The 26,700-nt window shown below is 72.1% G+C and carries 19 protein-coding genes and 1 riboswitch; of the genes, 3 read left to right on the forward strand and 16 right to left on the reverse strand.

The genetic code is table 11. The annotated features are described in order from the left end of the window. Positions 1-4 precede the first annotated feature (4 nt). From AC067U_RS04785 to AC067U_RS04835, 11 genes are all read right to left on the reverse strand, one after another. A complete protein-coding gene (locus tag AC067U_RS04785; RefSeq protein ID WP_478828148.1) occupies positions 5-1,063 on the reverse strand; it encodes a serine O-acetyltransferase in 1,059 nt (352 codons plus the stop codon). Continuing rightward, entirely contained in the window at positions 1,053-2,348 is a 1,296-nt protein-coding gene (locus tag AC067U_RS04790) for a preATP grasp domain-containing protein (RefSeq protein ID WP_478828149.1), read from the reverse strand. Before AC067U_RS04790 ends, AC067U_RS04785 begins: the two co-directional genes overlap by 11 nt. Positions 2,349-2,356: 8 nt before the next feature. After that, positions 2,357-3,673 carry an ATP-grasp domain-containing protein gene (locus tag AC067U_RS04795; RefSeq protein ID WP_478828150.1) on the reverse strand — a complete coding sequence of 439 codons (1,317 nt, stop codon included), beginning with the start codon at positions 3,671-3,673 and terminating at the stop codon, positions 2,357-2,359. A 12-nt stretch (positions 3,674-3,685) separates the two neighbouring features. Beyond that, the gene (locus AC067U_RS04800) at positions 3,686-4,951 is read right to left on the reverse strand and encodes a glycine amidinotransferase (protein ID WP_478828151.1); all 1,266 of its coding nucleotides are present in this window, start codon (positions 4,949-4,951) and stop codon (positions 3,686-3,688) included. Between the two features lies 1 nt (position 4,952). Further along, positions 4,953-6,254, reverse strand: a complete 1,302-nt coding sequence (locus AC067U_RS04805; RefSeq protein WP_478828152.1) for an MFS transporter — start codon at positions 6,252-6,254, stop codon at positions 4,953-4,955. A 108-nt stretch (positions 6,255-6,362) separates the two neighbouring features. After that, complete coding sequence (locus tag AC067U_RS04810) at positions 6,363-7,523, reverse strand: cytochrome P450 (protein ID WP_478828153.1); 1,161 nt, start codon at positions 7,521-7,523, stop codon at positions 6,363-6,365. 668 nt (positions 7,524-8,191) lie between these two features. Beyond that, positions 8,192-8,806: a hypothetical protein gene (locus tag AC067U_RS04815; protein WP_478828154.1), complete on the reverse strand. Its 615-nt coding sequence runs from the start codon at positions 8,804-8,806 to the stop codon at positions 8,192-8,194. A 278-nt stretch (positions 8,807-9,084) separates the two neighbouring features. Beyond that, on the reverse strand, positions 9,085-9,735 hold the full coding sequence (locus tag AC067U_RS04820; protein ID WP_478828155.1) for a thymidine kinase: 651 nt from the start codon (positions 9,733-9,735) through the stop codon (positions 9,085-9,087). A gap of 45 nt (positions 9,736-9,780) precedes the next feature. Further along, on the reverse strand, positions 9,781-10,989 hold the full coding sequence (locus tag AC067U_RS04825; RefSeq protein ID WP_478828156.1) for an alkaline phosphatase family protein: 1,209 nt from the start codon (positions 10,987-10,989) through the stop codon (positions 9,781-9,783). Beyond that, entirely contained in the window at positions 10,989-11,585 is a 597-nt protein-coding gene (locus AC067U_RS04830; RefSeq protein ID WP_478828157.1) for a DUF5998 family protein, read from the reverse strand. Before AC067U_RS04830 ends, AC067U_RS04825 begins: the two co-directional genes overlap by 1 nt. A gap of 97 nt (positions 11,586-11,682) precedes the next feature. After that, positions 11,683-14,571, reverse strand: a complete 2,889-nt coding sequence (locus AC067U_RS04835) for a bifunctional acetate--CoA ligase family protein/GNAT family N-acetyltransferase (RefSeq protein WP_478828158.1) — start codon at positions 14,569-14,571, stop codon at positions 11,683-11,685. A gap of 184 nt (positions 14,572-14,755) precedes the next feature. On the opposite strand from AC067U_RS04835, the gene AC067U_RS04840 reads away from it, so the two are divergent. Then, positions 14,756-15,037 carry an HPr family phosphocarrier protein gene (locus AC067U_RS04840; protein WP_125647959.1) on the forward strand — a complete coding sequence of 94 codons (282 nt, stop codon included), beginning with the start codon at positions 14,756-14,758 and terminating at the stop codon, positions 15,035-15,037. Between the two features lie 324 nt (positions 15,038-15,361). Here the strand turns inward: AC067U_RS04840 and AC067U_RS04845 are convergent, their stop codons facing one another. The 4 genes from AC067U_RS04845 to AC067U_RS04860 form a co-directional block, all read right to left on the reverse strand. Further along, entirely contained in the window at positions 15,362-16,012 is a 651-nt protein-coding gene (locus AC067U_RS04845; RefSeq protein ID WP_478828159.1) for a GntR family transcriptional regulator, read from the reverse strand. Positions 16,013-16,255: 243 nt separating this feature from the next. Further along, positions 16,256-17,041 carry a M23 family metallopeptidase gene (locus AC067U_RS04850; protein WP_478828160.1) on the reverse strand — a complete coding sequence of 262 codons (786 nt, stop codon included), beginning with the start codon at positions 17,039-17,041 and terminating at the stop codon, positions 16,256-16,258. Positions 17,042-17,054: 13 nt separating this feature from the next. Beyond that, positions 17,055-17,213: riboswitch (cyclic di-AMP (ydaO/yuaA leader) on the reverse strand. Between the two features lie 271 nt (positions 17,214-17,484). Next, entirely contained in the window at positions 17,485-18,852 is a 1,368-nt protein-coding gene (locus AC067U_RS04855; protein WP_478828291.1) for a M16 family metallopeptidase, read from the reverse strand. A gap of 20 nt (positions 18,853-18,872) precedes the next feature. Further along, on the reverse strand, positions 18,873-20,267 hold the full coding sequence (locus AC067U_RS04860) for a M16 family metallopeptidase (protein WP_478828161.1): 1,395 nt from the start codon (positions 20,265-20,267) through the stop codon (positions 18,873-18,875). Positions 20,268-20,503: 236 nt separating this feature from the next. Here AC067U_RS04860 and AC067U_RS04865 point away from each other — a divergent pair, with 236 nt between their 5' ends. Further along, positions 20,504-22,960 (forward strand): DNA gyrase/topoisomerase IV subunit A, encoded by a 2,457-nt coding sequence (locus tag AC067U_RS04865; protein ID WP_478828162.1) that lies wholly within the window; start codon positions 20,504-20,506, stop codon positions 22,958-22,960. 257 nt (positions 22,961-23,217) lie between these two features. Next, positions 23,218-25,584: a restriction endonuclease gene (locus AC067U_RS04870; protein WP_478828163.1), complete on the forward strand. Its 2,367-nt coding sequence runs from the start codon at positions 23,218-23,220 to the stop codon at positions 25,582-25,584. On the opposite strand, the gene AC067U_RS04875 is transcribed toward AC067U_RS04870, so the two are convergent. Beyond that, entirely contained in the window at positions 25,563-26,693 is a 1,131-nt protein-coding gene (locus AC067U_RS04875) for a CobW family GTP-binding protein (RefSeq protein ID WP_478828164.1), read from the reverse strand. The two genes, AC067U_RS04870 and AC067U_RS04875, sit on opposite strands and share 22 nt — an antisense overlap. Positions 26,694-26,700: the final 7 nt, after the last annotated feature.

The raw sequence follows: 26,700 nt of genomic DNA on the forward strand, positions 1-26,700 counted from the left end.
TCCATCACCCCGCCGTGGCCTGTGAGGCGGCGGGGCGGGCTCCACCGTCGCGCGTACGCCGGACACCGGCGGCGCGGGGCACCGGGATCGACGCGCTGCTGCCGTCGGGCACGGTCAGCCGGACGTGCGCGGGGGGCTTGCCGGCCGTTGCGTCCAGCCCGATCAGCAGATGCCGGCTGCCACGGTCGAGTACCGCCACCGGTGTGGCGTTCCGGTGGCGGCCGGACAGTCCCTCCACGCGGAGGCCGGGATCGGCCAGGCCGCTGCCGCGAAGCAGGAGGAGGCCTTCACCGATCACTTCGACGGCGGTGATGCCGATGGAGGTTCCGCCCCGGATCTCCTGATAGTGGTTCAGCACGCTCACCCGGGCACCTGCCGGGATGTCGCACTGGACGAGGGCATGGCATCCGATCACGGCATCGTCACCGATCTCGACCGGGCCGAGAACCCGTGCGAACGCACCGATCTCGACGCGCGAACCGATGGCCGGGTGCCGCCGGGCTCGCGGGTTGTCCGCGATTCCCGTCGATCCCAGGACGACACCGTGCAGGACGTAGCAGTCCTCGCCCAGGCTCGCGGTCTCGCCGATGACCGTCCCCATGCCGTGGTCGACGACGAATCGTCTCCCGATCACGGCCGCCGGGTGGATTTCTACGCCCGTCTCCACCGTGGCCCGCTCGGCGATGGAGCGCGCGAGCATCCGCAGGCGAGCGCCGTCGGCATCGGAACGCGGGGGCGTGCGCAGGATCGAATGTGCCAGCCGGTGGCTCAGCACCGCCCGGAAGCACCGGTAGGAACCCAGGACCTCGCGCCATGAGCCGTGGGCTGCGGGATCCCGGCGCGTGAAGGCGAGCAGGTCGCCCTCCACCTGGTCGATCAGCGCCGGTGAGCACGGGTCCCACGCCCCGAGCACCGAGCTGATGCGGTACGTGCTCGGACGCGCGACGTCCCGCAGCGCGGCGGCCAGGACCGCGTGCCGCGCCTCGGCCTCCGCGTCGCCCACGGCGGTCATGTGGTGAAGCCGGGTCGTGGCGACCTCGCCCGGCGGACGGTTACGTCTCATCGAACAGCCTCTCCAGTTCACGTTGGTACACCGCTTCCTCCTCCGGATCGCCGCAGACGATCACGTACAGGAACCCGCCCTTCCCGGATGACTGCGAGACGGGCATCGTCATGAGCACGCCGCGCCGTCGATCACGGTCGAACAGGAGGCCGGCGTCGGCCACGGCCGCGAGGAAGCCCGCGGTGGAGATCGGCTTCCAGGTCGCGGGGGTGAGCCGCTGGCTGAGCATCGTCATCTCGTCGGGCGTCAGGCCCGCCATGGTCTCGTAGAGGTGGGTGGAGGTCGTCGTACGGGCGTTGACCTCGGTGAAGGCGATCCGCCCGTCACCGGTGGCCACCGCGTCGGCGCAGAGCTGCCCCCGGTATCCGATGCCGTGGTAGGCACGGGCAAGGGTCTCGGCCCCGGAGACCAGCTCCAGATGTTGTGACTCGGTCAGCGAGCGCGCCGGGAAGGTCTCGAAAGCAAGCCTCCGGTCGACGAAGGACAGGTGGCCGACACCCCCCAGCTCGACCCCCGCGTCGGTCACGGCGTACTCGGCGTAGTAGCTGGCCGTGGCATCGAGGAGCTGCTCGACCACGACGGCGTACCTGCCGTCCGCGGATGCCCAGTCCCACCGGTCACTCCAGTACCGCGACACGGCGTCCTGCCGGCCGTCCAGCTCGTGCACGGTCCGGCCGCCGATGTGGGCGGGTGCGCGCCTCCCCGGCCGCAGGACCATCTCGTTGCCGGAACCGGCCCCGTGGTGCGCCATCTTCACCATCACGTCGTGGCCGGCGTCCAGCAGCCACTGGGTCGCCGCGGTCGCCTCGCCGGGGCTGCGGCACACCGACCCCGCCCCGATGCGCACCCCGGCGCCCGCGGCCAGGGCTCGGAAGGTCCCCTTGCTGTTGGCCAGCTCGCCACCGCCCTGGGCGATGAACTCCGCTCCCGGCAGGCGGTCCCGGATCCCGAGCCGTGAGGCGAACTCGCTCAACTGGGCGGACGGGAACAGGCCGAACACCTCGGTGACGCCGGCGACGTCCCGGCCGATCGAGTCCAGGAACCCCCGGTCGAACAGCGCGAGGAAGTCGATCCGTCGCCGGCCGTGCCGGCCCTCGGGGCACAGACGGACGTCCACCCGGGACATGTCGGTGCCCTTGACCCTGCCGACGTGCCGGACGAAGTCCGGATCCGGGGTGTCGGAGACGAGGACGAGATCGCCCTCCTCCGCGAACCAGAACACGCGTTGCGCCCAGGCCCGGGGGTCCGGCCGGAGGAACAGGGTGTCGTCGATGTCGTTCGCCATCAGGAGTCTCATCGCATTCCCATCGCCGGCGCCCGGTGGGTGGGGCGGAGGGGTGCGCCGACCGAGGCGACCTCGGTCCCGGCCCGGAGTGCGGCGCGGCCGCGCTCGTCGTGGATCGCTCGTACCCGGGCCACGGCCTCGGCCATGACCTGCCGGCACTCGGCTTCGTCCGCCGCGGCGACGGTCGCGTACCCGATCCCGGCGGACGAGGTCTCGGACATGTCCCGCATCGGCACGCCCACCGGCACGAGAACGACGCCGTCGACGCCCGGGAGGGCCCTGATGTCGGCCTCGTTCACGGTGTTCGGGAACCCGGCCACCGACGGCAGGTGAACCCATCCGTGGACCTTGTCCGGCGACGCCGTGAGCGTCTCCACCTCGTCTCCGGTGAACAGCTGCGTGGCGGCGGCGAACAGGTCGAGGCCGATCGTCTTCTCGGCAACCGTCCACAGCCCGCTGCCACCGGGCCGGCAGGCGAGTTCGTTGGCGACGAACCCGCCCGGGTGGCCGAACGCCTCGAAATGGAAGACGCCGGTCTCCAGGCCGAGCGCCTCGAGCGCGCGCGTCGCGAACTCGTTCGCGGCGGCGTACGCGCCGGGATGCCCGGCGGGAGGCAGACCCATCGACCGGGTCGGCTCGCCCCGCTTGGTGCACAGCAGGGGTGCGCCGTACCGGGAGACCATCAGCCTGCCGATCGATCCGTTCCGGACGAAGCCGTCGAAGTGCCATTCCGGGCCGTCGACGAACTCCTCCACGAGAATCCTGCGCAGCTGAGGGTTCTGCCGGGCGACGGCCACGATGTCGTGGGCGGTCTCCGCGACCGACACCGACTCCGCGCCGCCGGCGGCCGGGGGCTTGACGACGACCGGGAACTCGAGGCCGGCCTCGGCCAGCAGCGTCTCCACGGCGTCGGCGGACTGCGCCGCTGCCTCCGGCAGGACCACGCACCTCGCCGTCGGGACGCCCGCCTCACGCCACTTGCTCTTCTGCAGTGCCTTGTCCCGGCAGGCGAGTGCGACGGCGGGGTCCAGGGCGATGGCGTCGAGCCGCTCGCCGAGGAGGGCGGAACCGACGACTCCGTACTCGTTGGTCGTCAGCACCGCGTCCACCTTCGGCATCGGTCCGAGATGGTGCAGGGCCGACCACAGCGCTTCGACATGGCGGTAGGAATCGACCGCGCAGGCGCGGGTCGCGAGTTCTCTGAGCCCGGGGGTGCGGTACATCCGGTCCCCGTCCGCCGCCTCGTACAGCACCGTGACCTCGTGGCCGCCGCGGTGGAGCCCGCGGATCGCCTTGGGGTGGGCGCCGATGTGCAGAACGTGCATGGTCTTCCTCCGTCAGAAGTGGGTGATCGGGACTCGGTGGATTCCCAAGCCCGGGTCGGTGCCGGGGGTGCGCCGCGGGGCGTGATCCGGAACGGTGAAGTACTCCTGGCACTCGCCGGTCCGGCGGACGTCCCAGGTCGCGCAGTGCAGCGAGCCGCCGAACTCGTAGACGTTGCGGAACGGGACCGTGAGGACCTCGAACCCCAGCCCGCGCAGCAGCTCGTGCAGGTTCTTCTCGCTCGCTTCGCAGACGACCACGTCCGGAGCGACGCTCAGCAGGTTCATCGACAGCCACTTGGAGGACTGGCAGTAGCGGGGCATCTCGTCATTGCCGTACGCCGGCGCCGGTGCGTCGACGAGGCGCCATCCGTTGCGTTCGAAGAACTCCCGCTCGTCGGCCTCGAGCGGCCGGTCGGGGTTGGTGAGCACCAGCCCCGGTCGCAGCGGGACGAACGTGCAGTCGATGTGGGAGGGAAAGAAGTCGAGCGGGAAGTGCAGGGTATGGACACGGAAGCCGCGGGGTTCGAGCTCTCTTCGCAGCCAGCGGATGCCCGCCCGGTTGGTCGTCATGGATTCCTGGACGAAGATGTCGCGGCCCGCCCTGGTGATGTCGGCCGCATCGAAGACCACTTCGTCCTGCGTGACGCAGAACTCGAAGTCGTGCATCCTGGCGTGCCGCTCGGCCAGGGTCAGCCCCCAGAATTCCGGCCGGTACATCGTGTCGCTCATGGAAGGCTTCGGGGCCGCGGTCCACACCACGCGCTCGTCGGCGGTCCAGTAGTCGTAGACGAGGCTCCGGTACGGCAGGTACTCGAAGAACCTGGCCCTCCGCGACATCGTGGCCTCGATGATCTGGTTCCCGACCGTGATGAGGACGTCGCGGGGACAGACGGAGCAGTACTGGTTCTCGACCTCGAAGGACGGCGTCTTCACGGCCGTCGTGAAATCGGCGGCGCCGGGACGGCGAACCGTCACCCCGAGCGTGCGCAGGAGCTCGGCGAGCCCTTCCAGCTCCTCGTTGGCGCGGGCTATCACATCGGGCGGCTTCGGCCCGGTGGGAAAGTCCTGACCGCCGGGGGTTCCGCGGAGTTGGGGGCGGTACCCGGATTCGGTCGGTTCGAAGCAGGCTCCGTCCGCACGGCCGACGAGGATCTCCTCGAGCGGGTCCCATTCGTTCCACGCATTGACGATCGGGCCGGCGGCCGTATCCGACCGGGTCACCCGTGACACATCGGCGGCGGTGTCCGCCTGCTGCGGTGAAAGAATCTCCGAAGTCATCTCAATCCCTTTCCAAGTCGGCACATGCCTTGATTTCAGACGGCTCGCCGACGCGTTCCGCGGTGGTCGCCCGGTCCGCGGACCCGGATTCCCACCGGGTGAACTTCGGCAAGGCGACGGCCAGCAGCGCTGCCGCGAGAACGGACGTCGCGCCGCCGATGACGGCGGACAGGCCGGGTGAGGTGACCGCGCCGAGCGCGCCCGCGCGCATGCCGCCGAGCTGCGGACCGCCGGCGCCCACCACGAACTCGAACGCGCTCACCCTGCTGCGGTAGTTGTCGTCCACCGTGGTCTGGACGATCGTCGTGAGGAGGACGACGCTGATGACGTCCGCCATGCCGGCGACCACCAGGAGCGCGATCGCGAGTGCCGGAGCCCGGACCAGCCCGAAAACCGCGATGCAGGTTCCCCATACGCCACCTGCGAGCAGCATGCCCCGGCCCTTGTGGGCGACTCGACCGGCCCGCCCGGAGAACAGCGATCCCAGGACGCCTCCGACGGCCGGCGCCGCCATCAGCATGCCGAGCGTCTCGGCATCGCCACCCAGATGCAGCTCATTGACCGCCGGAAGCAGCGCGGTCGGGGTCGCGAGCAGCGTCAGGCTGAGATCGGCGAGGAACGCACCCCTGAGGACCTCGTTGACCCGGATGTAGCGCAGGGCTGCGACGATCGCCTTGGCGCCGGGGCGGGCGATCGATCCTTGCGGCGGCATGGCCGGGAGTTTCGCGACGACGTAGATCGCAACGAGGAAACTGAGGGCGTCCACGGCGTAACACACCTGCAGTCCCCAGACACCGGCGACCGCACCGGCGAGGATCGGGCCCGCGATCCCGGCGAAATGCATCGTGAGCATGGTGAGGCCGGCGCCCGCGGGGATCTGGTCCTTGGGCAGCAGGTGCGCCATGAAGGTCCGTTTGGCCGGGACGCTGACGGCGCCGAGGGTCGACTGGGCGACACAGAGGACATAGAGCAGCCAGATCCGGTCGTTCCCGGCGATGGCCTGCACGGCGAACGCCAGCGACACCGCCACCTGACCGACACCCGCGAAAAGCACGATCTTCCTGCGGTCGTACCTGTCCCCGAGTGTGCCTCCGACCAGCGCTACGGACAGCATGGGAAGCACGTTGCACACACCGATGACGCCGACCGCCAGAGTGCTCTTCGTGAGCAGATAGACCTGGAGCGCCGTGGCGAAAACGGTCATCTGTCCGCCGACGCCGGATACGGCTTGCCCGATCCAGAGCAGGCGGAATGCCGACGACTGCCGCAGTGGCGTCACGTCGAGCATCAGCTTCCTGGCCATGCCTTCCGGATCCTTCCTCGCTCGTGAACAGGGGTCGGTCGGGCACGAGCGGACGCGATTGCTTCTCGGCGCCGGGCCCGTGCGCCCGCCCGGGATCGACACATGGGATCAATGGCCCAGGCGCACGGGCAGCGCTTCCAGATTCCGAAGCGTCGCGGAGCGCATGTACCTGGGCTCGCCGGCCAAGGTCAACGCCGGCGGCCGCTCGTTCAGGAAGTCGATGAGCTCACACAGCCAGTCCGTTGCGAGTTGTGCGCCGGCGCAGATGTGCGGGCCCCATCCGAATCCCAGATGCTGGTTGGGCGTACGGTCGAGAACGAGCTCGTCCGGCCGCTCGAAGTACTCCGGATCCCGGTTGGCTGCGGCGAAAAGGGTCACGACGGACTCGCCCTGCTCGATCGTGGTGTCGCCGATCCGCGTGCGCTCGGTCGCCACCCGGCTCGTGCCCTGGGCCGGGCTGCAGAAGCGGATCAGCTCCGCCACCCCGGTGGCCGTCAGACTTCGATCGCGCAGCTGATCGAGCACGTGTGGATGCTGCAACAGGGTCAGGACGACGGCTCCGGTCGAGGCGTAGACCGTGCTGTAACTGGCGTTGAAGACCGCACTCACCGTGTTCCGGACGTATGCGTCCGGCATCGACTCGGTGTGCGGGCTCTCCCGCAGGCTCGCGATCATTCCCGGAAGGCGGGTCTCCGCGAACCACGCCTTCATCATGGCGTGGAGTTCGAGTCCCACTTTCTCCCCGGGCTCGGCGTGGCGCGGATCGAGCCCGCTGTCCATCCGCCGGGTCAGCCCTTCGAAGATCCTCACGTACGTGTCCAGCGGCGGCGGTTCCACGCCGACCAGGTCACAGGTGATCTGCAGCGACAGCGGGGCCGCGATCTCGCTCATGAGGTCGAACTCGTCCCGGTCGCGGAGCCGTTCGAAATGCCCTTCGAGATCGGGACGGGCGCGCCGGCAGATCTCGCGCATGTCCGGGGCGCGCATGGCGTTGACGATCAAAGCCCGCAACTTCGCCTGCTCCGGCGGGTCCTGGTACTGGATGTTCAGTCGCTCCTCGGGAACCTCGGCGCCGACTCGGCGCAGGTCCCGCGCCCACAACGCGTGGTTGCGCAGTACCTCTCGGCAGTCGCCGTACCGGGTGAGCACCCAGGACTGCATCTTTTCGTGCCAGAACACCGGCGCGCGGGAGCGCATCTCGGCATAGACCGGATACGGGTCGACGATCGTCGCCCAGTCCAAAGGGTCGTAGCTGATGGATGTCGTCATTGGCCTTCGTTCCTGTTTCCGATCTCGGCGGTTCGCGTGTGAAGTGGAGTGGAGTGAAGTGAGGTCGGGCCCGGCATTCTCCCGGGCCCGACCTGCTTGAACTAAAGGCAGTGGTCATACCGCATGGCGACCCCTCCTTTCCCCGTGAGAAACACCGGCCGCGGAAACCGCGGCCGGGGGCGCGGAAAGCCCCGGCACTAACGTGCGCGGCACGCGACGGTGTGTACGGTCGGCGACGCGAAGGCCGTGGCCGGAACCACCGCGACGGCGCCTGCCAGCGCCAGGGTGGCCGTGGCCGCCGCCATACGACGCGTCCAGAAATGCCCGTTCATGGGATCCTCCCTCAAGTTTTGCGGGTTTTGTTTTTCACCCCCGCGGAAATGAGGAAAAGCTCGGCCTCGTATTTTGTTATGGGTAGGGGTTGAGGTGAGGCCGTGACTTCAAATAAACCCGATCGGGCGAGACGCGTCATGCCACTGGAGAACGTGGCTTGACGTCCTTCCGCCATCCCGGTAGGAGCCGTTTCGGCGGGAGGCCGGGACTGCGGGTGACCGGCACGTCACTTTCCGGGCATGAGGGCAGGCGTCGTGGAGTCCGGCAGGAACACGGGTGCCGCTTTGTGCCGCGGGGCACGGACCGTCAAGGGGTCGGATTCCCGTATCCGCTGCTCACCTGGGCTTCTTCGGCCAGTCGTAGCTGCTGGGCACGTCGACCTTCAGGCCTGCCGGTCCGTACACGAGCGCGATCTCGTCATGGTCCCGGAGCTCGATCGCGGCCGGGTTGCCGGGGCGCGCCTTGCCGTTCACGTAGGCGCGGAATGCGTTGTCGCCGCCGGCCTTGAGCCCGCCGATGGAGTCCTGGGTGAGGGCGACGTCCCATTCGGTCATGAACTGGCCGAGGGTGAAGACGGCCTTGACCGGGGACTCGACGTGGATCACGCCGTTCTCCGCGTGGGTGTGCAGCGGGCTGAGCCGCTTCGTCTTCAGGTCGATGCCGATGTCCGCGGGGACGACCACCGGTTTGCCGTTCACGATGACGTCCAGGTGGGCGTGGATGTGCTCGACGTTGCTCTCCTCGCCCAGCATCGGCAGCCCGGCCGCCGCTACCCGCGCGGAACGATCGTTCGGCGCGGCCCACGGCGGGTCGGCCGTACGGCCCGAGGCGGTCTTCATCGGGGTGGCCGGTATGCCGGACCCAGCAGACGTGGGACGGGACGGACCGCCGCTCGCGGAGAGCACCACGAGCGCGAGCCCGGCGATGACCGCGGCCACGACGACGCTCACGATCACCGTGAACCGCACTCTGCGGCGGCGTCCGGCACGCTCCGCCCGCTCACGCAGCACTGCGGCTCGGGCGCTGAGGTCCTGCGGCGGTTTCCTGTCAGGCGTGCGAGGCATAAGACGGGTCACTGTTCCTCGACAGTCGGGCGACCACACCCCGCGCGAGAGTCGGACCATGGGGGTGAGACCCGTCTCAAGGCTACGCGCCGACGACGTCCGGCGCCCCTCGGTAGCAGCCTTGACCTCGCCTCAGGGGGCAGGTCTCGGCGTCATCGCACAGGTCAGCCCGAGGTGACCGGCAGTACGTCGGGGGACAGGGCCCCCGCGCGCGCGGTCGCACTCGTCATCCGCTTACGGTGATGACGGCGGCACAGGACCTCGTACCCGACGATCTCCGCGGCCACGCCCACGTCCCCCACCACGACCTGCTCGCCTTCGACGACCATCTCGCCCCCCACCGTGCGGGCGTTGTGGGTGGCGCGGGCGCCGCACCAGCACATCGCCTCGACCTGGAGCGTCTCGACCCGGTCCGCCAGTTCGATCAGCCGCTGGGAGCCCGGGAAGAGCTTGGTGCGGAAGTCGCTGGTGATACCGAAGGCGAACACGTCGAGGTCCAGGTCGTCCACGATCCGGGCCAGCTGGTCGATCTGCTCCGGGGCCAGGAACTGGGCCTCGTCGACGATGACGTAGTCGGCCTTCCCGCCCTGGGACAGCTCGCCGACGAGATACGCGTAGAGGTCCATCTCGTCGGCGACCTCCACCGCGTCGGTGACCAGGCCCAGGCGCGAGGACAGTTTGCCCTCGCCGGCCCGGTCCTGGCGGGTGAAGATCACCCCCTGCAGGCCGCGTGCGGAGCGGTTGTGCGTGATCTGGAGCGCCAGAGTGCTCTTTCCGCAGTCCATCGTTCCGGAGAAGAACACCAGCTCGGGCATGGGGGGTACGGAACCTTTCGGCAAGGGTCGGCGATGTGCGGAAGGTCAGGGGGTGCGGACTTCGAGGAGCGGGACCAGTTGCTCCGCCGGGGTCATCGAGCCGTGCATGCCGGTCAGGCCGGACTCGTTGGGCTCGTTGACGGACGCGGTGATCGCGACGTCGCCGTGGGCCGCGGCGATCACGTCGCCGATCCGGCCGAGGACGCGCTCGTCGCACTCCCCCGGCGGGCCGAACCAGCCCAGGGCCAGGGCCTCTTCGCGGCTCGCGACCCAGAACCGGTCGCCGAGCACCTCGCGCCAGACGGTGAGCACGTCGGCCTCGGCGCCCGGGACGGCGTACACGTGCCGGGCGCGGCCCTCGCCGCCCAGCAGGGCGACTCCCGCGCGCAGTTCCCAGTCCTCGTCGAAGTCGATGCGCGCTTCCTCGTCGAACGGGATGTCGACCATGCCGTGGTCGGCGGTGACGTAGAGGGCGGTGCGCGGCGGGAGTTGCTCCGCCAGGCGCTGTACGAGCCGGTCCACGTACATCAGCTGGCCGCGCCAGAGGTCGGAGTCCACGCCGTGCCGGTGTCCGGCGCCGTCGAGTTCGCTGTAGTACGTGTAGACCAGCGAGCGGTCTCCGGCGGCGAGCCGGTCCGCGGCCAGGTCCATCCGCTCCTCGCCGCTCATCCGGCCGTGGAAGGTGCCGCCACTCAGTGCGATCTTGGTGAGCGGGGTGGTCTGGAAGGCCGGCGAGGACACCTGGGCGGTGGCCACTCCGGCGGCGTCGGCGAGCGCGAAGACCGTCGGGTACGGCTGCCAGACCGCGGGAGGGGTCCACGGGTGCCAGCGGAGCTGGTTCATCAGCTCGCCGGTCTCCGGGTTGCGGGCGGCGTAGCCGGGCAGGCCGTGCCGGGCCGGCGGGAGGCCGGTGCCGACCGAGGCCAGCGAGGTGGCGGTGGTCGCCGGGAAGCCGGCGGTGATCGGTCGGCCGGTGCCGCCGCGGGAGGAGGGCAGCAGCGAGGTGAGGAAGGGCGCCTCGGCCGGGTGGGCCCTGACCTGCTCCCAGCCGAGCCCGTCGATCAGGAAGACGCAGTTGCGGTCGGCCGGGGTGAGCTCGGCGAGGGTCGCGGAGACTCCGGGCACGCCCTGGCCGGCCGCCAGCGTGGGCAGCAGGTCGGCGAGCGAGCCGGCGCCGTATTCGGGCACGGGGGCCCTGCCGGGGTCCAGCGGCTCGGGCTCGTGCCAGTCCGGCTGCTCGTGGGTGTACGCCATCAGCGGGCCGCGGCGGAGCCGGCGGCGGTGGCTTCGGAGAGCGCCTGGGCGAAGGCCAGGGTCTGGCGGACCGTCTCGGGGCCGTCGCCGGCCTCGCTGACCCGCAGGCTCAGGTCGTCGGCGGTGGAGTTACCGGTGTAGCCGTGGTCGGAATCGCAGTTCGGGTCGCCGCAGGCGGCGGGCTCCAGGTCGATCCGGGAGACCGCGCCCCAGCCGATGGTGAGGACGACCTCCCGGGGCAGGGTGCCCGGGGTGTAGGACTCGGGGTTGGCCACGACGCGGCTGAGGACCACCGAGGAGATCGCGCCGATCTTGACCGACTCGGTGGAGGTGGTCGCGTACGGGGACGGCGAGCCCGCGTCGGCGGCCTGCTCGTCGGTGTGGCTGACGATGAAGCGGTTGTCGGTCAGGACCAGCACCGTGACGTGGCGGCGCACCTCGTTGGAGTCGAAGGTGGTCTCCTGGTGGACCAGGTACGACGAGATCGGCTCGCCGCCCACCGCGGCCTCCACGGCCTCGGCCACGAGGGCCGGGTAGTAGCCGCTGCGCTCGATCGCCGCGCGCAGCCCCTGGGTCGTCGTACCGGATTTCGCCATGGGGTCCATCCTACGGCCCGTACGGGGCGCTCCGGCCTCGCCGTGCGGCGCCCTGCGGCCGCCGCGCGCCCCCGGGCCGGGTCCGGTGGCGTTCCGCTCAGTAGCTGGGCAGGGTCCGCGGGCCGAGGTCGGTGCGGGCGGGCGGGCGCGCGACGCGGACGCTCGCGCTCAGCACGGAGAGCCCCTCGGTGGCGACCACGACCGGTTCCAGGGAGACCCCGACCACCTCGGGGTGGTCGTCGACCAGCCGGGACAGCCGCAGCAGCAGCTCCTCCAGGGCCGGGGTGTCGACGGGGTCGCTGCCGCGCCAGCCGAACAGGAGCGGGGCGGTCCGGATGGACCGGATGAGCTCGGCCGCGTCGCGGGAGGTGGCGGGGACCAGGCGGTGGGCGGTGTCGCCGAGGAGCTCGGAGGCGACGCCGGCCAGGCCGAACGAGAGCACCGCGCCGACGGCCGGGTCGATCACGGACCGGATCACGGTGTCCACCCCGCGCGGCACCATGGCCTGGACGACCGGCTGCAGCTCGGCCGGCTTCCCGAGGGTCTCGGTCAGCTCCTCGTAGGACCGGCGCAGCTCGGTCTCGGTGCTCAGGTCCAGTCGTACGCCGCCCAGGTCGGCACGGTGCCTCAGGTGCGGGGCGGTGGTCTTGAGGGCGACGGGGTAGCCGATCCGCCGGGCCGCCTCGACGGCCGCGTCCGGGGTGGGTGCGGGGAAGGTGGGCAGGACGCGGATGCCGTACCGGGCCAGCAGCGCGGCGGCGTCCGCCGGGTCGAGGGTCAGCGCGGCGTCGCCTTCGGCCTCCCGCAGCAGTGCGGCGAGCTGCGCGGCCGCTCCGGCCTCGTCGATGTCCTCGTACTCGGGCATGCTGCCGGTCTCGGCGTTGGCGCGGCGCCAGTCGGCGTAGCGGACGGCCTGGGCCAGGGCGCGGGCGGCGCGTTCGGCCGCGGGATAGGCGGGGATGCGGAAGGGCGGCGCCGCGGGCCCGTCGGCGGGGGGTCGCACGGCGCCGGGCTGTACGTCGGCGGGCGCAGCCGTGGTCGCGGCGGGGCCGGGCTGCGCGCCGGAAGGGGCCTCGCCCGGGGTGGGCGCGGCGGGGGCGGGCGGGAGGCCCGCGAGGCCGGCGGGGGCCGGCGGACGCCCGGCGGACAGGGCGTCGGCCAGGTCGCCGAGCTCGACGTGGACCACCAGCACCGGCTTGCCCGGTACCTCAGCGACGGCCTCGCGCAGGGCCTGGGCCAGCTCGTCGGCCAGTTCCGGTTCCCCCACCGCCGGTATGGCGGTGACGACCACCGCGTCGTTCTCCGCGGAGGCCAGGGCGTCGGCGAGGGCGGCCCGGAAGTCCTCCGGCGTCGCCTCCGTGGTCAGGTCGAGCGGGGGCCGCGGGCGCAGCCGCTCCCACACGCAGGCGTCGTAGGTGAGCACGCCCAGGGACTCGGAGTTGCCGAGGATCGCCACCCGGGAGCCGTCGGGCAGCGGCTGCGCGGCCAGCAGCAGTCCGGCGTCGACCAGTTCGGTGACGGTGTCCACCCGGATCACGCCGGCCTGGCGCAGCAGCGCCGAGACGGTGGCGTCGGGGAGGCGGGTGCCGGGGACGGCGTGCCCGGCCGGGGTGACCCCGGTGTGGCTGCCGCCCTTGGCGACGACCACCGGCTTGACCGCCGAGGTGCGGCGCGCGAGGCGGGTGAACTTCCGCGGGTTGCCGAGGGTTTCGAGGTACATCAGGGCCACGTCCGTGTCCGGGTCCTCGTACCAGTACTGGAGGATGTCGTTGCCGGAGACGTCGGCGCGGTTGCCGGCCGAGACGAAGGAGGAGAGCCCTTCGCCGCGGCGCAGCAGTCCGGACAGCAGGGAGATGCCGATCGCGCCGGACTGGGTGAACAGCCCGATCCGGCCGCGGGCCGGTGCGGGGGCCGGGGTGAGCGAGGCGTTGAGGCTGACCTCCGGCGAGGTGTTGATGACCCCGTAGGCGTTGGGGCCGATGATCCGCATCCCGTACGACCGCGCCTGGCGCAGGAGTTCGCGCTGGCGCTCCAGGCCCTCGGGGCCGCTCTCGCCGTATCCGGCGGACAGGACGACGAGGCCCTGGACCCCGTGCTCCCCGCAGGCGGCGGCCACCTCGGGGACGCGGTCCGCGGGGACGGCGACGACCGCGAGGTCGACGGGGGCGCCGACATCGGCGAGCGAGCGGTAGGCGCGGACGCCTTCCAGCAGGTCACCGGCTATGCCGCCGGCGGGGAGGGCGTGGTTGACCGCGTAGAGGTGGCCGCGGAAGCCGCTGTCGCGCAGGTTGCGCAGGGCGGCGGCGCCCACGCCGCCGCCGGACCGGCTGACCCCGATCACGGCGACGGAACCGGGGGCGAGCAGCCGCTGCACCGAGCGGGCCTCGGCGCGCTGTTCGCGGGCGCGCTGGACGGCGAGGGACTCGGCGGTCGGTTCGAGGTCGAGGGTGAGGTGCACGGAGCCGTCCGCGAAGCTCCTCGTCTGCTGGTAGCCCACGTCCTTGAACACCTTGATCATCTTCGTGTTGGCGGGCAGCACCTCGGCGACGAAGCGGCGGATGCCGCGTTCGCGGGCCACCGCGCCGATGTGTTCGAGGAGGGCGGAGGCCACGCCGCGGCCCTGGTGGGCGTCCTGGACGAGGAAGGCGACCTCGGCCCGGTCGGCGGGGATGGAGGCGGGGCGGCCCTCGGCGTCGATCCGGTCGTAGCGCACGGTGGCGATGAACTCGCCGCCGACGGTGGCGGCGAGCCCGACGCGGTCCACGTAGTCATGGTGGGTGAAGCGGTGGACCTGGCGGTCGGAGAGCCGCGGGTGCGGGGCGAAGAAGCGGTAGTACTTCGACTCCTCCGAGACCTGCGCATAGAAGCTGACCAGCCGGTCTGCGTCCTCGGGAGTGATCGGGCGGATGCGGGCGGTGCCGCCGTCACGCAGCACGACGTCCGCTTCCCAGTGGGCCGGGTACGAGGGATCCGACGCGGTGGTCATGGGGTGATCTTAAGGCCGGAACGGGCTGGTGGGCCCTCGCGCGGCGTGGGGTACATACGGGGTAAATCGGTGCAAGCTGGGGAAGGTCCCACGGCGAGGACACCGGACCGGAGGTCGGTCGGAGCATTCCGCACACCGTGAGAGACTGGTCTAGACAACCGCCAGAACCTGAAGGGCAACCACCATGGCAGAGCGCCGCGTCAACGTCGGCTGGGCCGAGGGCCTGCACGCTCGTCCCGCCTCGATCTTCGTCCGTGCGGCGACGGCTTCCGGCATCCCGGTGACGATCGCGAAGGCGGACGGCACCCCGGTCAACGCCGGTTCCATGCTCGCGGTGCTGGGCCTGGGCGCCCAGGGCGGCGAGGAGATCGTGCTCGCCTCCGAGGCGGAGGGCGCCGAGGTCGCGCTGGACCGCCTGGCCAAGCTGGTGGCCGAAGGCCTGGAGGAACTCCCCGAGACGGTCTGACCCTCCGGTCCCCGCACACCCCAGGGCCGCGGCTCCACTTGGTCGGGAGCCGCGGCTCCGGCATGTGGTGAATTCCCCCGGACGCGACGCCGCCGGCACATTTCACGTACGCCTCGAACGAGCGGGCGGACGTGAAATCGAGAAAGCGGGGACGGGCGGCGCGAGAATACCCGGCTTCTCTCGAATTCCGGGGCACCGGAAAATACGCGGACCGGCCACCGCCCGGAAATACTCAAAGTGGCCGCGCACCCGGCAGCCCATTCTTTGTATACGGCCGGTGTTACATTTCGCCGCCCGCCGTGTTGACGTCACGTTGCCGACTCCTCACCGCACCGCACGCGCCCGCGCCCCGTGCCGGCGCGGCCGGTGCGCCTCCTCCGTCCGCTCCGCGTGCGCCGCCATCAGGGCACGGGCCCGCTCCGCGTCGCCCCGCGCCACCGCGTCCACGATCGCACCGTGCTCCGCCCAGGACTCCACGGGACGGACCGGCGCCTGGACGGCGAACATCCAGGCGACCTTGTGCCGCAGCTGCGCCAGCAGCGCGATCAGGCCGGGGCTGGCCGACGCCTGGGCCAGCGTCTCGTGGAACCAGCCGCCCAGCGCCCGCAGGTCCTCGCCCTGCCCCTGCCGGGCCCGCTCCTGGCCCAGCCGGACCAGCCCCCGCAGCACCTTCAGGTGGGCGTCCGTACGGCGCCGGGCCGCCCGCGCCGCCGCCAGCGGCTCCAGCAGCATCCGCAGTTCCAGCAGGTCCGCCGCCTCCTGCACGGTCGGCTCGGCCACGCACGCGCCCGCGTGCCGCCGGGTGATCACGAAACCCTCGGACTCCAGGGTGCGCAGCGCCTCGCGGACCGGGACCCGGGAGACCCCGTACCGGCGGGCCAGCAGTTCCTCGGTGAGTCTGCTGCCCGGTTCGAAGACGCCGGCGACAATATCGTCGCGAATTGCCGTACACACCGCATGCGCAGGAATACGCAAGACCGGACCTCCGCCTGATTACGAGCCGCCGATTCCGTCACGGATACCGGCACCGATCGGATACCGGTCCAAGAACTGTATGGCAGAGCGCCGAATTTTCCGAGCGCGGAGGGGAAAAACAGAAGAAGGCCCCGGCTCGGTGAGCCGGGGCCTTCTTCTGGAATCTTCGGGCGGTGCGTCCGGTCGGACGGTCACGCGTCCGGTCAGACGGTGACTCGTCCGGTCAGACGGTGACTCGTCCGGTCAGACGGTGACGCCGTGCTGGCGCAGGTACGTGATCGGGTTGATGTCCGAGCCGTAGTCGGCGCCGGTGCGGGCCTCGAAGTGCAGGTGCGGGCCGCTGGAGTTGCCGGTGGAGCCGGACAGGCCGATCTGCTGGCCCGGGGTGACCTGCTGGCCGACGCGCACGTTCAGCGAGGACATGTGGCCGTACTGGGTGTAGGTGCCGTCCGCGTGCTTGATGACCACGTTGTTGCCGTAGGCGCCGCCCCAGCCCGCCTCGACGACGGTGCCCATGCCCACGGCGCGGACCACGGTGCCGGAGGCCGCGTGGAAGTCGATGCCGGTGTGGCTGCCGGAGGACCACATGCCGCCGCCCGCCTTGTACTGGGTGGAGACGTAGGAGTCGGAGAGCGGGGAGACGAAGGTGTTCAGCCGCTTCCGCTCGGCCTCGCGCTCGGCGCGCTCCTTGGCCTCGCGCTCCGCCTTCGCACGGACCTCGGCCATGCGCTTGGCCTCGGCGGCCCGCTGCTTGGCCTCGGCCTCGGCCTGGGCCTTGAGGGCGGCGGCCTCGGCGGCGGCCTGCTGGGCGTCAGCCTGGGCCTCGATCTCGCCGGCCGCGTCGTCACCGACGCTGATCGTGTTCAGGCCCGCGTCCTGCGGCGCGTGGTCGTTGTCGGCGGCGAAGGCCGGGGCCGCGAAGGCGCCGATGACGCCGGTGGTGGCGAGGGCGGCGATCCCGGCTATGCCGGCGGTCTTCTTCGTCAGGCGGCTGGAACCACGGTGCTTGCCGGCGCCACGAGTGCCCATGAAAAGGGTGATCCTTTCCTTCCTTCTCGCCTACCGGGTTAGCTGACGGGTTCGGAGCAGGAAGGTCTCCTACGGACCCCTCGCGCGGAGGCGGTCCGATTCACCCCAGGGACTGATGTGGGTCCCCGGCTCCCCAGGCTCGCGCCTGACGGGGACTCGGCGATCGCTGTCCGGTGCCGCGGGTGCGGCTGTTGCAGCTGACGGACAGCGAGACCGACGCTAGGCGGATCATCACTCGATCACCAAATGGACACGGGTTTTTGTTGCGTACGCCACACGACATACAGGCAACCCCACCCGCAACCCGGACATTCAAGCGCAAAGGGGCCCTGGCGGACAACGCGCCAGGACCCCTTGCCCCGAAACCCAGTTGACGGCGGCCTGACCCGGCCGGCCGTCGCCGGCACGGTCGGTCGGCGACCGCAATCAGCGGGTGATCACGGTCAGTTGGCGACCACGGTCACCTCGCCGATGCCCAACGCCCGCACCGGCTCGGCGATCTGCGCCGCGTCACCGACGAGCACCGTCACCAGGCGGTCCACCGGGAAGGCGCTGACCACGGCCGACGTCGCCTCCACGGTGCCGGTTTCGGCCAGCCGCGCGTACAACTCCGCCTGGAAGTCGTCCGGGAGCTGCTGCTCGACCTGGTCGGCGAGGGTGCCGGCGACGGAGGCCGCGGTCTCGAACTTCAGCGGGGCCACGCCCACCAGGTTCTGCACCGCCACGTCCCGTTCGGCATCGGTCAGGCCGCCCTCGGCGAGCGTCCGCAGCACCGTCCAGAGGTCCTGCAGCGCCGGACCGGTGTTCGGGGTGTCCACGGAGCCGCTGATGGCCAGCATGGCCGCTCCGGTGCCCTCCCGGGTGGACCGCAGCACCTGCCCGAAGGCGCGCACCCCGTAGGTGTAGCCCTTCTCCTCGCGCAGCACCTTGTCCAACCGGGAGGTCAGGGTGCCGCCCAGGCAGTACGTGCCCAGCACCTGGGCCGCCCACACGCGGTCGTGCCGGTCCGGCCCGATCCGGCCGATCAGCAGCTGCGTCTGCACCGCGCCGGGCCGGTCCACGATGATCACGCGGCCGGTGTCGTCGGCGGTCACCGGGGGCACCGGGCGGGGCGCGGCGGTACCGCCGGTCCAGCCGCCCAGGGTGTCCGCCAGCACCGCGTCCAGGTCGATGCCGGTGTAGTCGCCGACGACGACCGCGGTGGCGGTGGCGGGGCGTACGTGGGCCTCGTAGAAGGCGCGCACGGCGGCGGAGTCGATCCGGGCGACGGTCTCCTCGGTGCCCTGGCGCGGCCGGGACATCCGCGAGCCGGCCGGGAACAGCTCCTTGTAGAACTGCTTGGCGGCCCGGCGCTGCGGGTTGGCGAGCTCGTGCGGGATCTCGTCGAGCCGGTTGCGGACCAGCCGGTCCACCTCGCCGTCGGCGAAGGCGGGGGCTCGCAGCGCCTCGGCGAGCAGGGCCAGCGCCTTGGGCAGGCGGGAGGCGGGCACCTCCAGGGAGACCCGGACGCCGGGGTGGTCGGCGTGCGCGTCCAGGGTGGCGCCGCAGCGCTCCAGCGCGGCCGCGAACTCCTCGGCGGAGTGCTTGTCGGTGCCCTCGGACAGTGCGCGGGCCATGATCGCGGCCACCCCGTCCAGTTCCTCGGGCTCGGCGTCCAGCGGGGCGTCGAGGAAGATCTCGACGGCCACCACCTGCTGGCCGGGGCGGTGGCAGCGGAGCACGGTCAGGCCGTTGGGCAGGGTGGCTCGCTCGGGGGCGGGGAACGCCCACGGCTTGGGCGCGCCGGCCTGCGGCTGCGGGTGGAAGGTCATCGTGACGGCTGCGGTGTCGCTCACTGCTCCGCCCCCTCGTTCTCGTCGTTCCCGGAATCGGCGGCGCCGGCGGCACCGGCCTCCGCGTCCCCGGCGTCGTCCTCGTCCTCGTCCTCGGCCGTCAGCGGCTCGTAGGCCAGCACCGCCCGGTTGTCGGGGCGCAGCCGGGCCGCGGCCACGGCCTGCACCTCCTCGGCGGTGATGTCGAGCACCCGCTGGACGGCGGTCAGCGCCAGCTGCGGGTCCCCGAACAGCACCGCGAACCGGCAGAGTTCGTCGGCTCGGCCGGCCACCGTGCCCAGCCGGTCCAGCCATTCGCGCTCCAGCTGGGCCTGGGCGCGCTCCATCTCCTCGGCCGTGGGGCCCTCGGCGGCGAACCGGGCGAGCTCCTCGTCCACGGCGGCCTCGATGACGGGGGTCTCCACCCCGCCGGAGATCTTCACGTCCAGCCAGCCCAGCGAGGGCGCGCCGGCCAGCCGCAGCATGCCGAAGCCGGCCGCGACGGCCGTCTGGTCCCGGCGCACCAGGCGGTTGTGGAGCCGGGAGGACTCGCCGCCACCGAGGATGGTCAGCGCCACGTCGGCGGCGTCGCACTCGCGGGTGCCGTCGTGGGGCAGCCGGTAGGCGGCCATCAGGGCCCGGGCGGGCACCTCCTCGACGAGCTCCTGGCGCAGCTGCCCGCCGATGGTCTCGGGCAGCGTGCCGTCGCGCGGCGGCTGCTTGCCGTCGTGCGCCGGGATGCTGCCGAAGTACTTCTCGATCCAGGCGAGGGTCTGCTCGGGGTCGATGTCGCCGACGACCGAGAGCACCGCGTTGTTCGGCGCGTAGTACGTGCGGAAGAACGCGCGGGCGTCCTCCAGGGAGGCCGCGTCCAGGTCGGCCATCGAGCCGATCGGGGTGTGGTGGTACGGGTGACCGTCGGGGTAGGCCATGGCCGTCAGCTTCTCGAAGGCCGTGCCGTACGGGACGTTGTCGTACCGCTGGCGGCGCTCGTTCTTGACGACATCGCGCTGGTTCTCCATGGACTCGTCGTCCAGGGCGGCCAGCAGCGAACCCATCCGGTCCGCCTCCAGCCAGAGCGCGAGCTCCAGCTGGTGGGTGGGCATCGTCTCGAAGTAGTTGGTGCGCTCGAAGCTGGTGGTGCCGTTGAGGGAGCCGCCGGCGCCCTGGACGAGCTCGAAGTGGCCGTTGCCCTTCACGCTCGCCGAGCCCTGGAACATCAGGTGCTCGAAGAGGTGAGCCAGGCCGGTACGCCCCTTGACTTCGTGCCGGGAGCCGACGTCGTACCACAGGCAGACCGCGGCCACCGGCGTCAGGTGGTCCTCGGAGAGCACCACGCGCAGGCCGTTGGCCAGCCGGTGCTCGGTCGCTGTCAGGCCGCCGGAGGCGGTCTGCTCGGTGGCCGTGTGACCCATGGGCATGTGGTCCCTTCGATCGCGATGCTGGGATTTCCGTCAGACCTGTCACTGTATGCAAGCGCACCGACAGCCGGAGAAGTTCCCGGCGGCCGGCGACCCCGCCGGGGGCGCCGGGTACGGTTCCGGAGCTGCCCCGCGCGGCGGCTCCCCCTGGGTCGGAGTCGGCGTTGTCGGTGCGTAGGGCCACAATGGTCCGCGTCAGACCCCCGTCATGGTTAAGGAGCGCCGCAGCGATGGCCCGCCGCAGCACGAAGACCCCGCCGCCGGAGGATTTCGAGGAGAAGATCCTCGACATCGACGTCGTCGACGAAATGCAGGGCTCCTTCCTCGAGTACGCGTACTCGGTGATCTACTCGCGTGCCCTGCCGGACGCGCGGGACGGCATGAAGCCGGTGCACCGCCGGATCGTGTACCAGATGAACGAGATGGGACTGCGCCCCGACCGCGGATACGTCAAGTGCGCCCGCGTCGTCGGCGAGGTCATGGGCAAGCTGCACCCGCACGGCGACGCCTCGATCTACGACGCCCTGGTGCGCATGGCGCAGCCCTTCTCCATGCGGCTGCCGCTGGTCGACGGCCACGGCAACTTCGGCTCGCTGGGCAACGACGACCCGCCGGCCGCGATGCGGTACACCGAGTGCCGGATGGCCGACGCGACCTCGCTGATGACCGAGTCCATCGACGAGGACACGGTCGATTTCACGCCGAACTACGACGGCCAGGAGCGGGAGCCGGTCGCCCTGCCCGCGGCGTACCCGAACCTGCTGGTGAACGGCGCCTCCGGCATCGCGGTCGGCATGGCCACCAACATGCCCCCGCACAACCTGGGCGAGGTCATCGCGGCGGCCCGGCACCTGATCCGGTACCCGCAGGCGGACCTGGAGGCGCTGATGCGCTTCGTCCCGGGCCCGGACCTGCCGACCGGCGGCCGCATCGTGGGCCTGGCCGGGATCAAGGACGCGTACGAGAACGGCCGCGGCACCTTCAAGATCCGCGCGACGGTGTCCGTGGAGGACGTGACGGCCCGCCGCAAGGGCCTGGTCGTGACGGAGCTGCCGTTCACGGTCGGCCCCGAGAAGGTCATCGCGAAGATCAAGGACCTGGTCGGCTCGAAGAAGCTGCAGGGCATCGCGGACGTCAAGGACCTCACCGACCGCGCGCACGGCCTGCGCCTGGTCATCGAGGTCAAGAACGGCTTCCACCCGGAGGCCGTGCTGGAGCAGCTCTACAAGCTGACGCCGATGGAGGAGTCCTTCGGCATCAACAACGTGGCGCTGGTCGACGGGCAGCCGCTGACCCTGGGTCTGAAGGAGCTGCTGGAGGTCTACCTCGACCACCGCTTCGACGTGGTGCGGCGGCGCAGCGAGTTCCGCCGCGGCAAGCGCCGCGACCGGCTGCACCTGGTCGAGGGCCTGCTGGTGGCGCTGCTCGACATCGACGAGGTCATCGCGCTGATCCGGGAGAGCGAGAACTCGGCGCAGGCCAAGGAGCGCCTGATGGAGCGCTTCTCGCTGAGCGAGGTGCAGACCCAGTACATCCTCGACACCCCGCTGCGCCGGCTCACCAAGTTCGACCGGCTGGAGCTGGAGTCGGAGCGCGACCGGCTGAACACCGAGATCGAGGAGCTCACCCGGATCCTGGAGTCGGACAGCGAGCTGCGCAAGCTGGTCAGCTCCGAACTGGCCTCGGTGGCGAAGAAGTTCGGCACCGAGCGGCGCACGGTGCTGCTGGAGTCGGCGGGCGCGCCGGTGGCGACGGTGCCGCTGGAGGTCGCGGACGACCCCTGCCGCGTGCTGCTGTCCTCGACGGGCCTGCTGGCCCGTACGGTGACGGCCGCGCCGCTGCCCGAGGGCGACGGCCGACGCAGCAAGCACGACCTGATCGTCTCCCAGGTCACGGCGACGGCCCGGGCGGACGTCGGGGCCGTGACCTCGGCCGGCCGGCTGCTGCGCATCGCGGTGATCGACCTGCCCCAGCTGCCCGACACGGCCTCCACGCCCAACCTGGCGGGCGGCGCCCCGCTCAGCGAGTTCCTGTCCGGCCTGGAGCCGGACGAGAAGGTGGTCTGCCTGACCTCGCTGGACGAGGCGAACTCCCAGGGCCTGGCGCTGGGCACCGAGCAGGGCGTGGTCAAGCGGGTGGTGCCGGACTACCCGGCCAACAAGGAGGAGCTGGAGGTCATCACCCTCAAGGAGGGCGACCGGATCGTCGGCGCGGTGGAGCTGCGCACCGGTGAGGAGGACCTGGTCTTCATCACCGACGACGCCCAGCTGCTGCGCTACCCGGCCGGCCAGGTGCGCCCGCAGGGCCGCCCGGCGGGCGGCATGGCGGGCATCAAGCTCGCCGACGGCGCCAAGGTGATCCATTTCTCGGCGGTGGACCCGGCGGCGGAGGCCTACGTCTTCACGGTCGCCAGTGGGCAGGGCACCCTGGACGGCTCGGTCTCCACGGCCAAGCTGACCCCGTTCGACCAGTACCCGCGCAAGGGCCGGGCCACCGGCGGTGTGCGCTGCCAGCGGTTCCTGAAGGGTGAGGACGGACTGGTACTGGCCTGGGCGGGCCACGCCCCGGCCCGCGGCGCCGCGGCCAACGGCACCCCGGTGGACCTGCCGGAGCCGGACCCGCGGCGGGACGGCTCGGGCGCGCCCCTGGCGAAGCCGGTGGACGTGGTGGCGGGCGGACTGCTCTGACCGCCGTACCGGACCTGCCCGCCGGACCGTCCGTGGCCGCGCCGCCACGGCCGGTCCGGACGGCCGGGCGGTCCGGGTGGGTCCGGGTGGACCGGCCGGTCCGCGCGGTCCGGGTGGGTCGGGATGCTTCCGGGGGTCCGGTTCCGTCCGGGGTCCGGTTCCGTCCGGGTGGTCCGCGTCCCGTTTCGGGCCGTTAAGGTCTTTGTGAGCAGTCGGCCTTCGTGTCGTCGCCGCTGCCGGTGGGGGGAGAGCCGCTGATGAGCCGCCGTTCGAACGGTCCGCTGCAGACCTGGGCAGCCATCCAGCGACAGCAGCAGGAGGCGGAGCGACAGCAGCGCGCGTACGAGCGCGAGGTCGCACGGAGCCTGCGGCAGCAGGAGACCGTCTACCGGAGGCACCGCGCGGCCGAGGCCCAGCGCCGCACCGAAGAGCTGGAAGCCAGGGCCGAGGCCCTGCGCGGACTGCTGGCCGCCGGCTGCCGCGCCCCCGCCTACCGCGCCGGCGGCGCGCAGCGGCTCCCGGAGCAGGTGGAACCCTTCGACCCCGGACACCTCGCGCAGCCGGTGCCGATGCCCCAGCTGGCCCACTTCCAGGCGCAGTCGGGCTGGTCGCTGACCTCGGGGCAGCGGCAGCGGGCCGAGCGCGAGGCGCACGCCCGCTACACCCAGGCCTGGCAGGCGGCACACGCCGCGGAGACCGAACGGCAGCGGCAACTCGAAGCGCTCCGGAGGCAGTACGACCGGTGGGCGGAGCAGCGCCTCGCCGAGATCCGCCGGCACAACGCGGCACTGGCCGGCCGGGCCGGCGCCCTGCTCGCCGGGGACCCCGAGGCCGTCGCGGACCACTTCTCCGAAGCCCTGGAATCCGCCCCGGGATGGCCGCAGGAGCTGCCCCTGGAGCACGAGGCCGGCTACGACCCGGCGTCCCGGCGGCTGGTGGTGGACTGGGAGCTGCCCGGCTTCGAGGTGGTGCCGGAGGCCAGGGCCGTGCGGTACGTGCCGAGCACGGACCAGGACAAGGAGACCACCCGCCCGGTCACCCAGCGGCGCGAGCTGTACCGGGACGTGCTCGCGCAGTGCGTGCTGCTCGTCGTGCACCGGGCGTTCGCGGCGGACGAGTCCGGCGTACTGGACGAGGTCGTGGTCAACGGCTTCCTGGACGGGCACGATCCGGCGACCGGGCGACCGGCCCGGATCTACCTGGCGACCGTGCAGGCCGCCCGTGCCGCGGTGGCCGGTCTGCACCTGGAGCAGGTGAGCGCGGTGGACTGCCTGGTGGGGGAACTCCGCGGGCAGCTGTCGGCGCGCCCCGACCAGCAGACGGCCGTACGGCCCGTGCTGCCGGCCGCGGAGGCGGGCCGCGGCGCCGGGCGGGCGGGCGGTGCACCCGGTCCGATCGCCGGGTCCGCGGGAGCCGCCGGGGCCCCTGGAGCCGCCGGGGCCGCGGGCGGCGGGCACGGCGGGCCGGAGCCCGATCTGTTCGCCATGGACCCGATCGCGTTCGAGGACCTGGTCGCGGAGCTGTTCCGGGCGATGGGCATGGAGGCGGTGACCACCCAGCGGTCCGGAGACGGCGGGGTGGACGTCGAGGCGGTGGACCCGGCACCGATCCGCGGCGGGCGGATCGTGGTGCAGGTCAAGCGCTACCGGAACACGGTGCCGCCGACAGCGGTCCGGGACCTCTTCGGGACGGTCCAGGACCGCGGCGCGAACAAGGGCGTCCTGGTCACCACCTCGTCGTTCGGTCCCTCCTCGCACCGGTTCGCCGAGGGCAAACCGCTGGAGCTGGTGTCCGGGCCGGACCTGGTCGAGCTGCTGCACCGGCACGGACTGCGCGGCCGGCTGGGCGGCGGCCCGGCGGGACGGCAGCCGGGCCCGGCGCCGACGGCACCGGCGGGCGCGCCCGCCCCGGCCGGTACGCCCGCCCCGGCGGGCCCCGCGGACGCCTGGGCCCCGACCCTGGCCGCGGTGCCCCTCGCCCCGGTTCCGCTCCCGCCCGCGCCGCCCGCGATGCCCTCCGCTCCCCCGGCCGCCCCCGCGTTCCCCTCGGTGTCCACGGCGCCCACCGTGGCCGCGATGCCCGCGGTCGCGGTGCCGGGGCCCGCGGGTTCCCCGCCCGCCGCGGCGCTCATACCGGCGGACGCGTTCAACGTGCTCGGGCTGAACTGGTCGGGTGCCGTCCCGATCGACGTGTGCGCGTTGGTCTGCCGCGGCGGCGAGGTGCTGACCGAGGAGCACCTGGTGTTCTTCAACAACCCGAGCACCCCCGACGGCTCGGTGCGGGCCCGGCCGCAGGCCGCGCCGGACCGTGCGGCGGTGGAGGTGGCCTTCGACCACCTCCCGGACCGGGCCGACCGGGTGGTGCTGGTCGCCGCCGTCGACCCGGAGGAAGCCCCGGCGGGCGACCTCGCCGGATTCTCGGCGGCGTACGTACGGCTGCTCGGCCCGGCCGGCGAGGAACTGGACCGGCTGACGGTGGGCGAGGGCCGGCCGGGCGAGACCGCGCTCGCCCTCGGCTCGTTCCGCCGCCGGGCGAACGGCGACTGGGACTTCGTGGCCGGCGGCCGTGGCTACCGGGGCGGCCTGGCGGAGCTGCTGGGCGACTACGGCGTCGAGGTGGCCTGACCCTCCTCGACGGCCCCCGGATCCGCTTCCTGCTCCTGCTCCTGCTCCTGCTCCTGCTCCTGGCGTACGTACCGCAGCACGCCCCACATGGTGTCGGGGTGCAGACGGCCCGGCTCGGGCTCCCGGCAGGCCTCCAGCCCGGCGAGCAGGGCGGCCGCGTCGGTTCCGGAGCCGATCATCACCAGCTGGGTCCGGCGTGGCTCGGTCCGGCCCCAGGGGTGCGGAGCGAACCGGAGGAACCGGCCCACCGCATGGACCTCGTACTTCTCCTCGTGCCCGGGGACGCCGAAGTACACGTACCCCTTGACCCGGTACAGACCGGGCGGGCGGCCGTCGAGGAAGTCGATGAACCGGCGCGGGCTCAGCGCCCCGTCCGCCGCGAACTCGGTGCTCTCGTACTGCGCGTGGGCATGCCCCTCGTGCCCCTCGTCCTCCTCGGCCTCCGCGAGCAGGTCCTCGAAGGACAGCTGGCCCCGGGTCGCGGTCCACGCCCGCCGGTCGAAGAGGACCTCCGGATCGATGCGCCCGTGGTCGGCGGGGAGCACCGGGATGCCGGGGCACAGGCCCGCCAGCACCCCTTCGATGCGGGCGAGTCCGGCCGGGTCCACGCGGTCGGTCTTGTTGAGCACGACGAGGTCGGCCACGGCGAGGTGGCGGTCGGTCTCCGGGTGCCGCTCCCGGGTGGCGTCGAACTCGGCGGCGTCCACCACCTCGACCATGCCGCCGTACCGGATGGCGGGGTTCTCACTGGCCATCAGCATGCGGACGATCTCCTGCGGCTCGGCCAGCCCGCTCGCCTCGATGACGATCACGTCGATGCGGTGCTGCGGCTGCGAGAGCTTCCCGAGGTAGACGTCGAGTTCGCTGCCGTCCACCGCGCAGCACAGGCAGCCGCTGCCGAGCGACACCATGGAGTCGCCGACCTGGCCGGCGACCTTCATCGCGTCGATCTCGATGGAGCCGAAGTCGTTGACCACCACCCCGATCCGGGTACCCCGGGCGGCCCGGAGGAGGTGGTTGAGCAGGGTGGTCTTGCCGGAACCGAGGAATCCGGCGAGGACCACGACGGGGATGGGCTGCCTGCTGTCCGCCCGGGCGCTGCTGTTCACCCGGACG

This window comes from Streptomyces sp. NPDC043853 (genome assembly GCF_056436025.1).

Bases quoted from the DNA above. Each gene is read 5' to 3' on its own strand.
- AC067U_RS04785 (WP_478828148.1), bottom strand. From the start codon at position 1,063: ATGAGACGTAACCGTCCGCCGGGCGAGGTCGCCACGACCCGGCTTCAC.
- AC067U_RS04790 (WP_478828149.1), bottom strand. From the start codon at position 2,348: ATGGCGAACGACATCGACGACACCCTGTTCCTCCGGCCGGACCCCCGG.
- AC067U_RS04795 (WP_478828150.1), bottom strand. From the start codon at position 3,673: ATGCACGTTCTGCACATCGGCGCCCACCCCAAGGCGATCCGCGGGCTC.
- AC067U_RS04800 (WP_478828151.1), bottom strand. From the start codon at position 4,951: ATGACTTCGGAGATTCTTTCACCGCAGCAGGCGGACACCGCCGCCGAT.
- AC067U_RS04805 (WP_478828152.1), bottom strand. From the start codon at position 6,254: ATGGCCAGGAAGCTGATGCTCGACGTGACGCCACTGCGGCAGTCGTCG.
- AC067U_RS04810 (WP_478828153.1), bottom strand. From the start codon at position 7,523: ATGACGACATCCATCAGCTACGACCCTTTGGACTGGGCGACGATCGTC.
- AC067U_RS04820 (WP_478828155.1), bottom strand. From the start codon at position 9,735: ATGCCCGAGCTGGTGTTCTTCTCCGGAACGATGGACTGCGGAAAGAGC.
- AC067U_RS04825 (WP_478828156.1), bottom strand. From the start codon at position 10,989: ATGGCGTACACCCACGAGCAGCCGGACTGGCACGAGCCCGAGCCGCTG.
- AC067U_RS04830 (WP_478828157.1), bottom strand. From the start codon at position 11,585: ATGGCGAAATCCGGTACGACGACCCAGGGGCTGCGCGCGGCGATCGAG.
- AC067U_RS04835 (WP_478828158.1), bottom strand. From the start codon at position 14,571: ATGACCACCGCGTCGGATCCCTCGTACCCGGCCCACTGGGAAGCGGAC.
- AC067U_RS04840 (WP_125647959.1), top strand. From the start codon at position 14,756: ATGGCAGAGCGCCGCGTCAACGTCGGCTGGGCCGAGGGCCTGCACGCT.
- AC067U_RS04850 (WP_478828160.1), bottom strand. From the start codon at position 17,041: ATGGGCACTCGTGGCGCCGGCAAGCACCGTGGTTCCAGCCGCCTGACG.
- AC067U_RS04855 (WP_478828291.1), bottom strand. From the start codon at position 18,852: ATGACCTTCCACCCGCAGCCGCAGGCCGGCGCGCCCAAGCCGTGGGCG.
- AC067U_RS04860 (WP_478828161.1), bottom strand. From the start codon at position 20,267: ATGGGTCACACGGCCACCGAGCAGACCGCCTCCGGCGGCCTGACAGCG.
- AC067U_RS04865 (WP_478828162.1), top strand. From the start codon at position 20,504: ATGGCCCGCCGCAGCACGAAGACCCCGCCGCCGGAGGATTTCGAGGAG.
- AC067U_RS04870 (WP_478828163.1), top strand. From the start codon at position 23,218: ATGAGCCGCCGTTCGAACGGTCCGCTGCAGACCTGGGCAGCCATCCAG.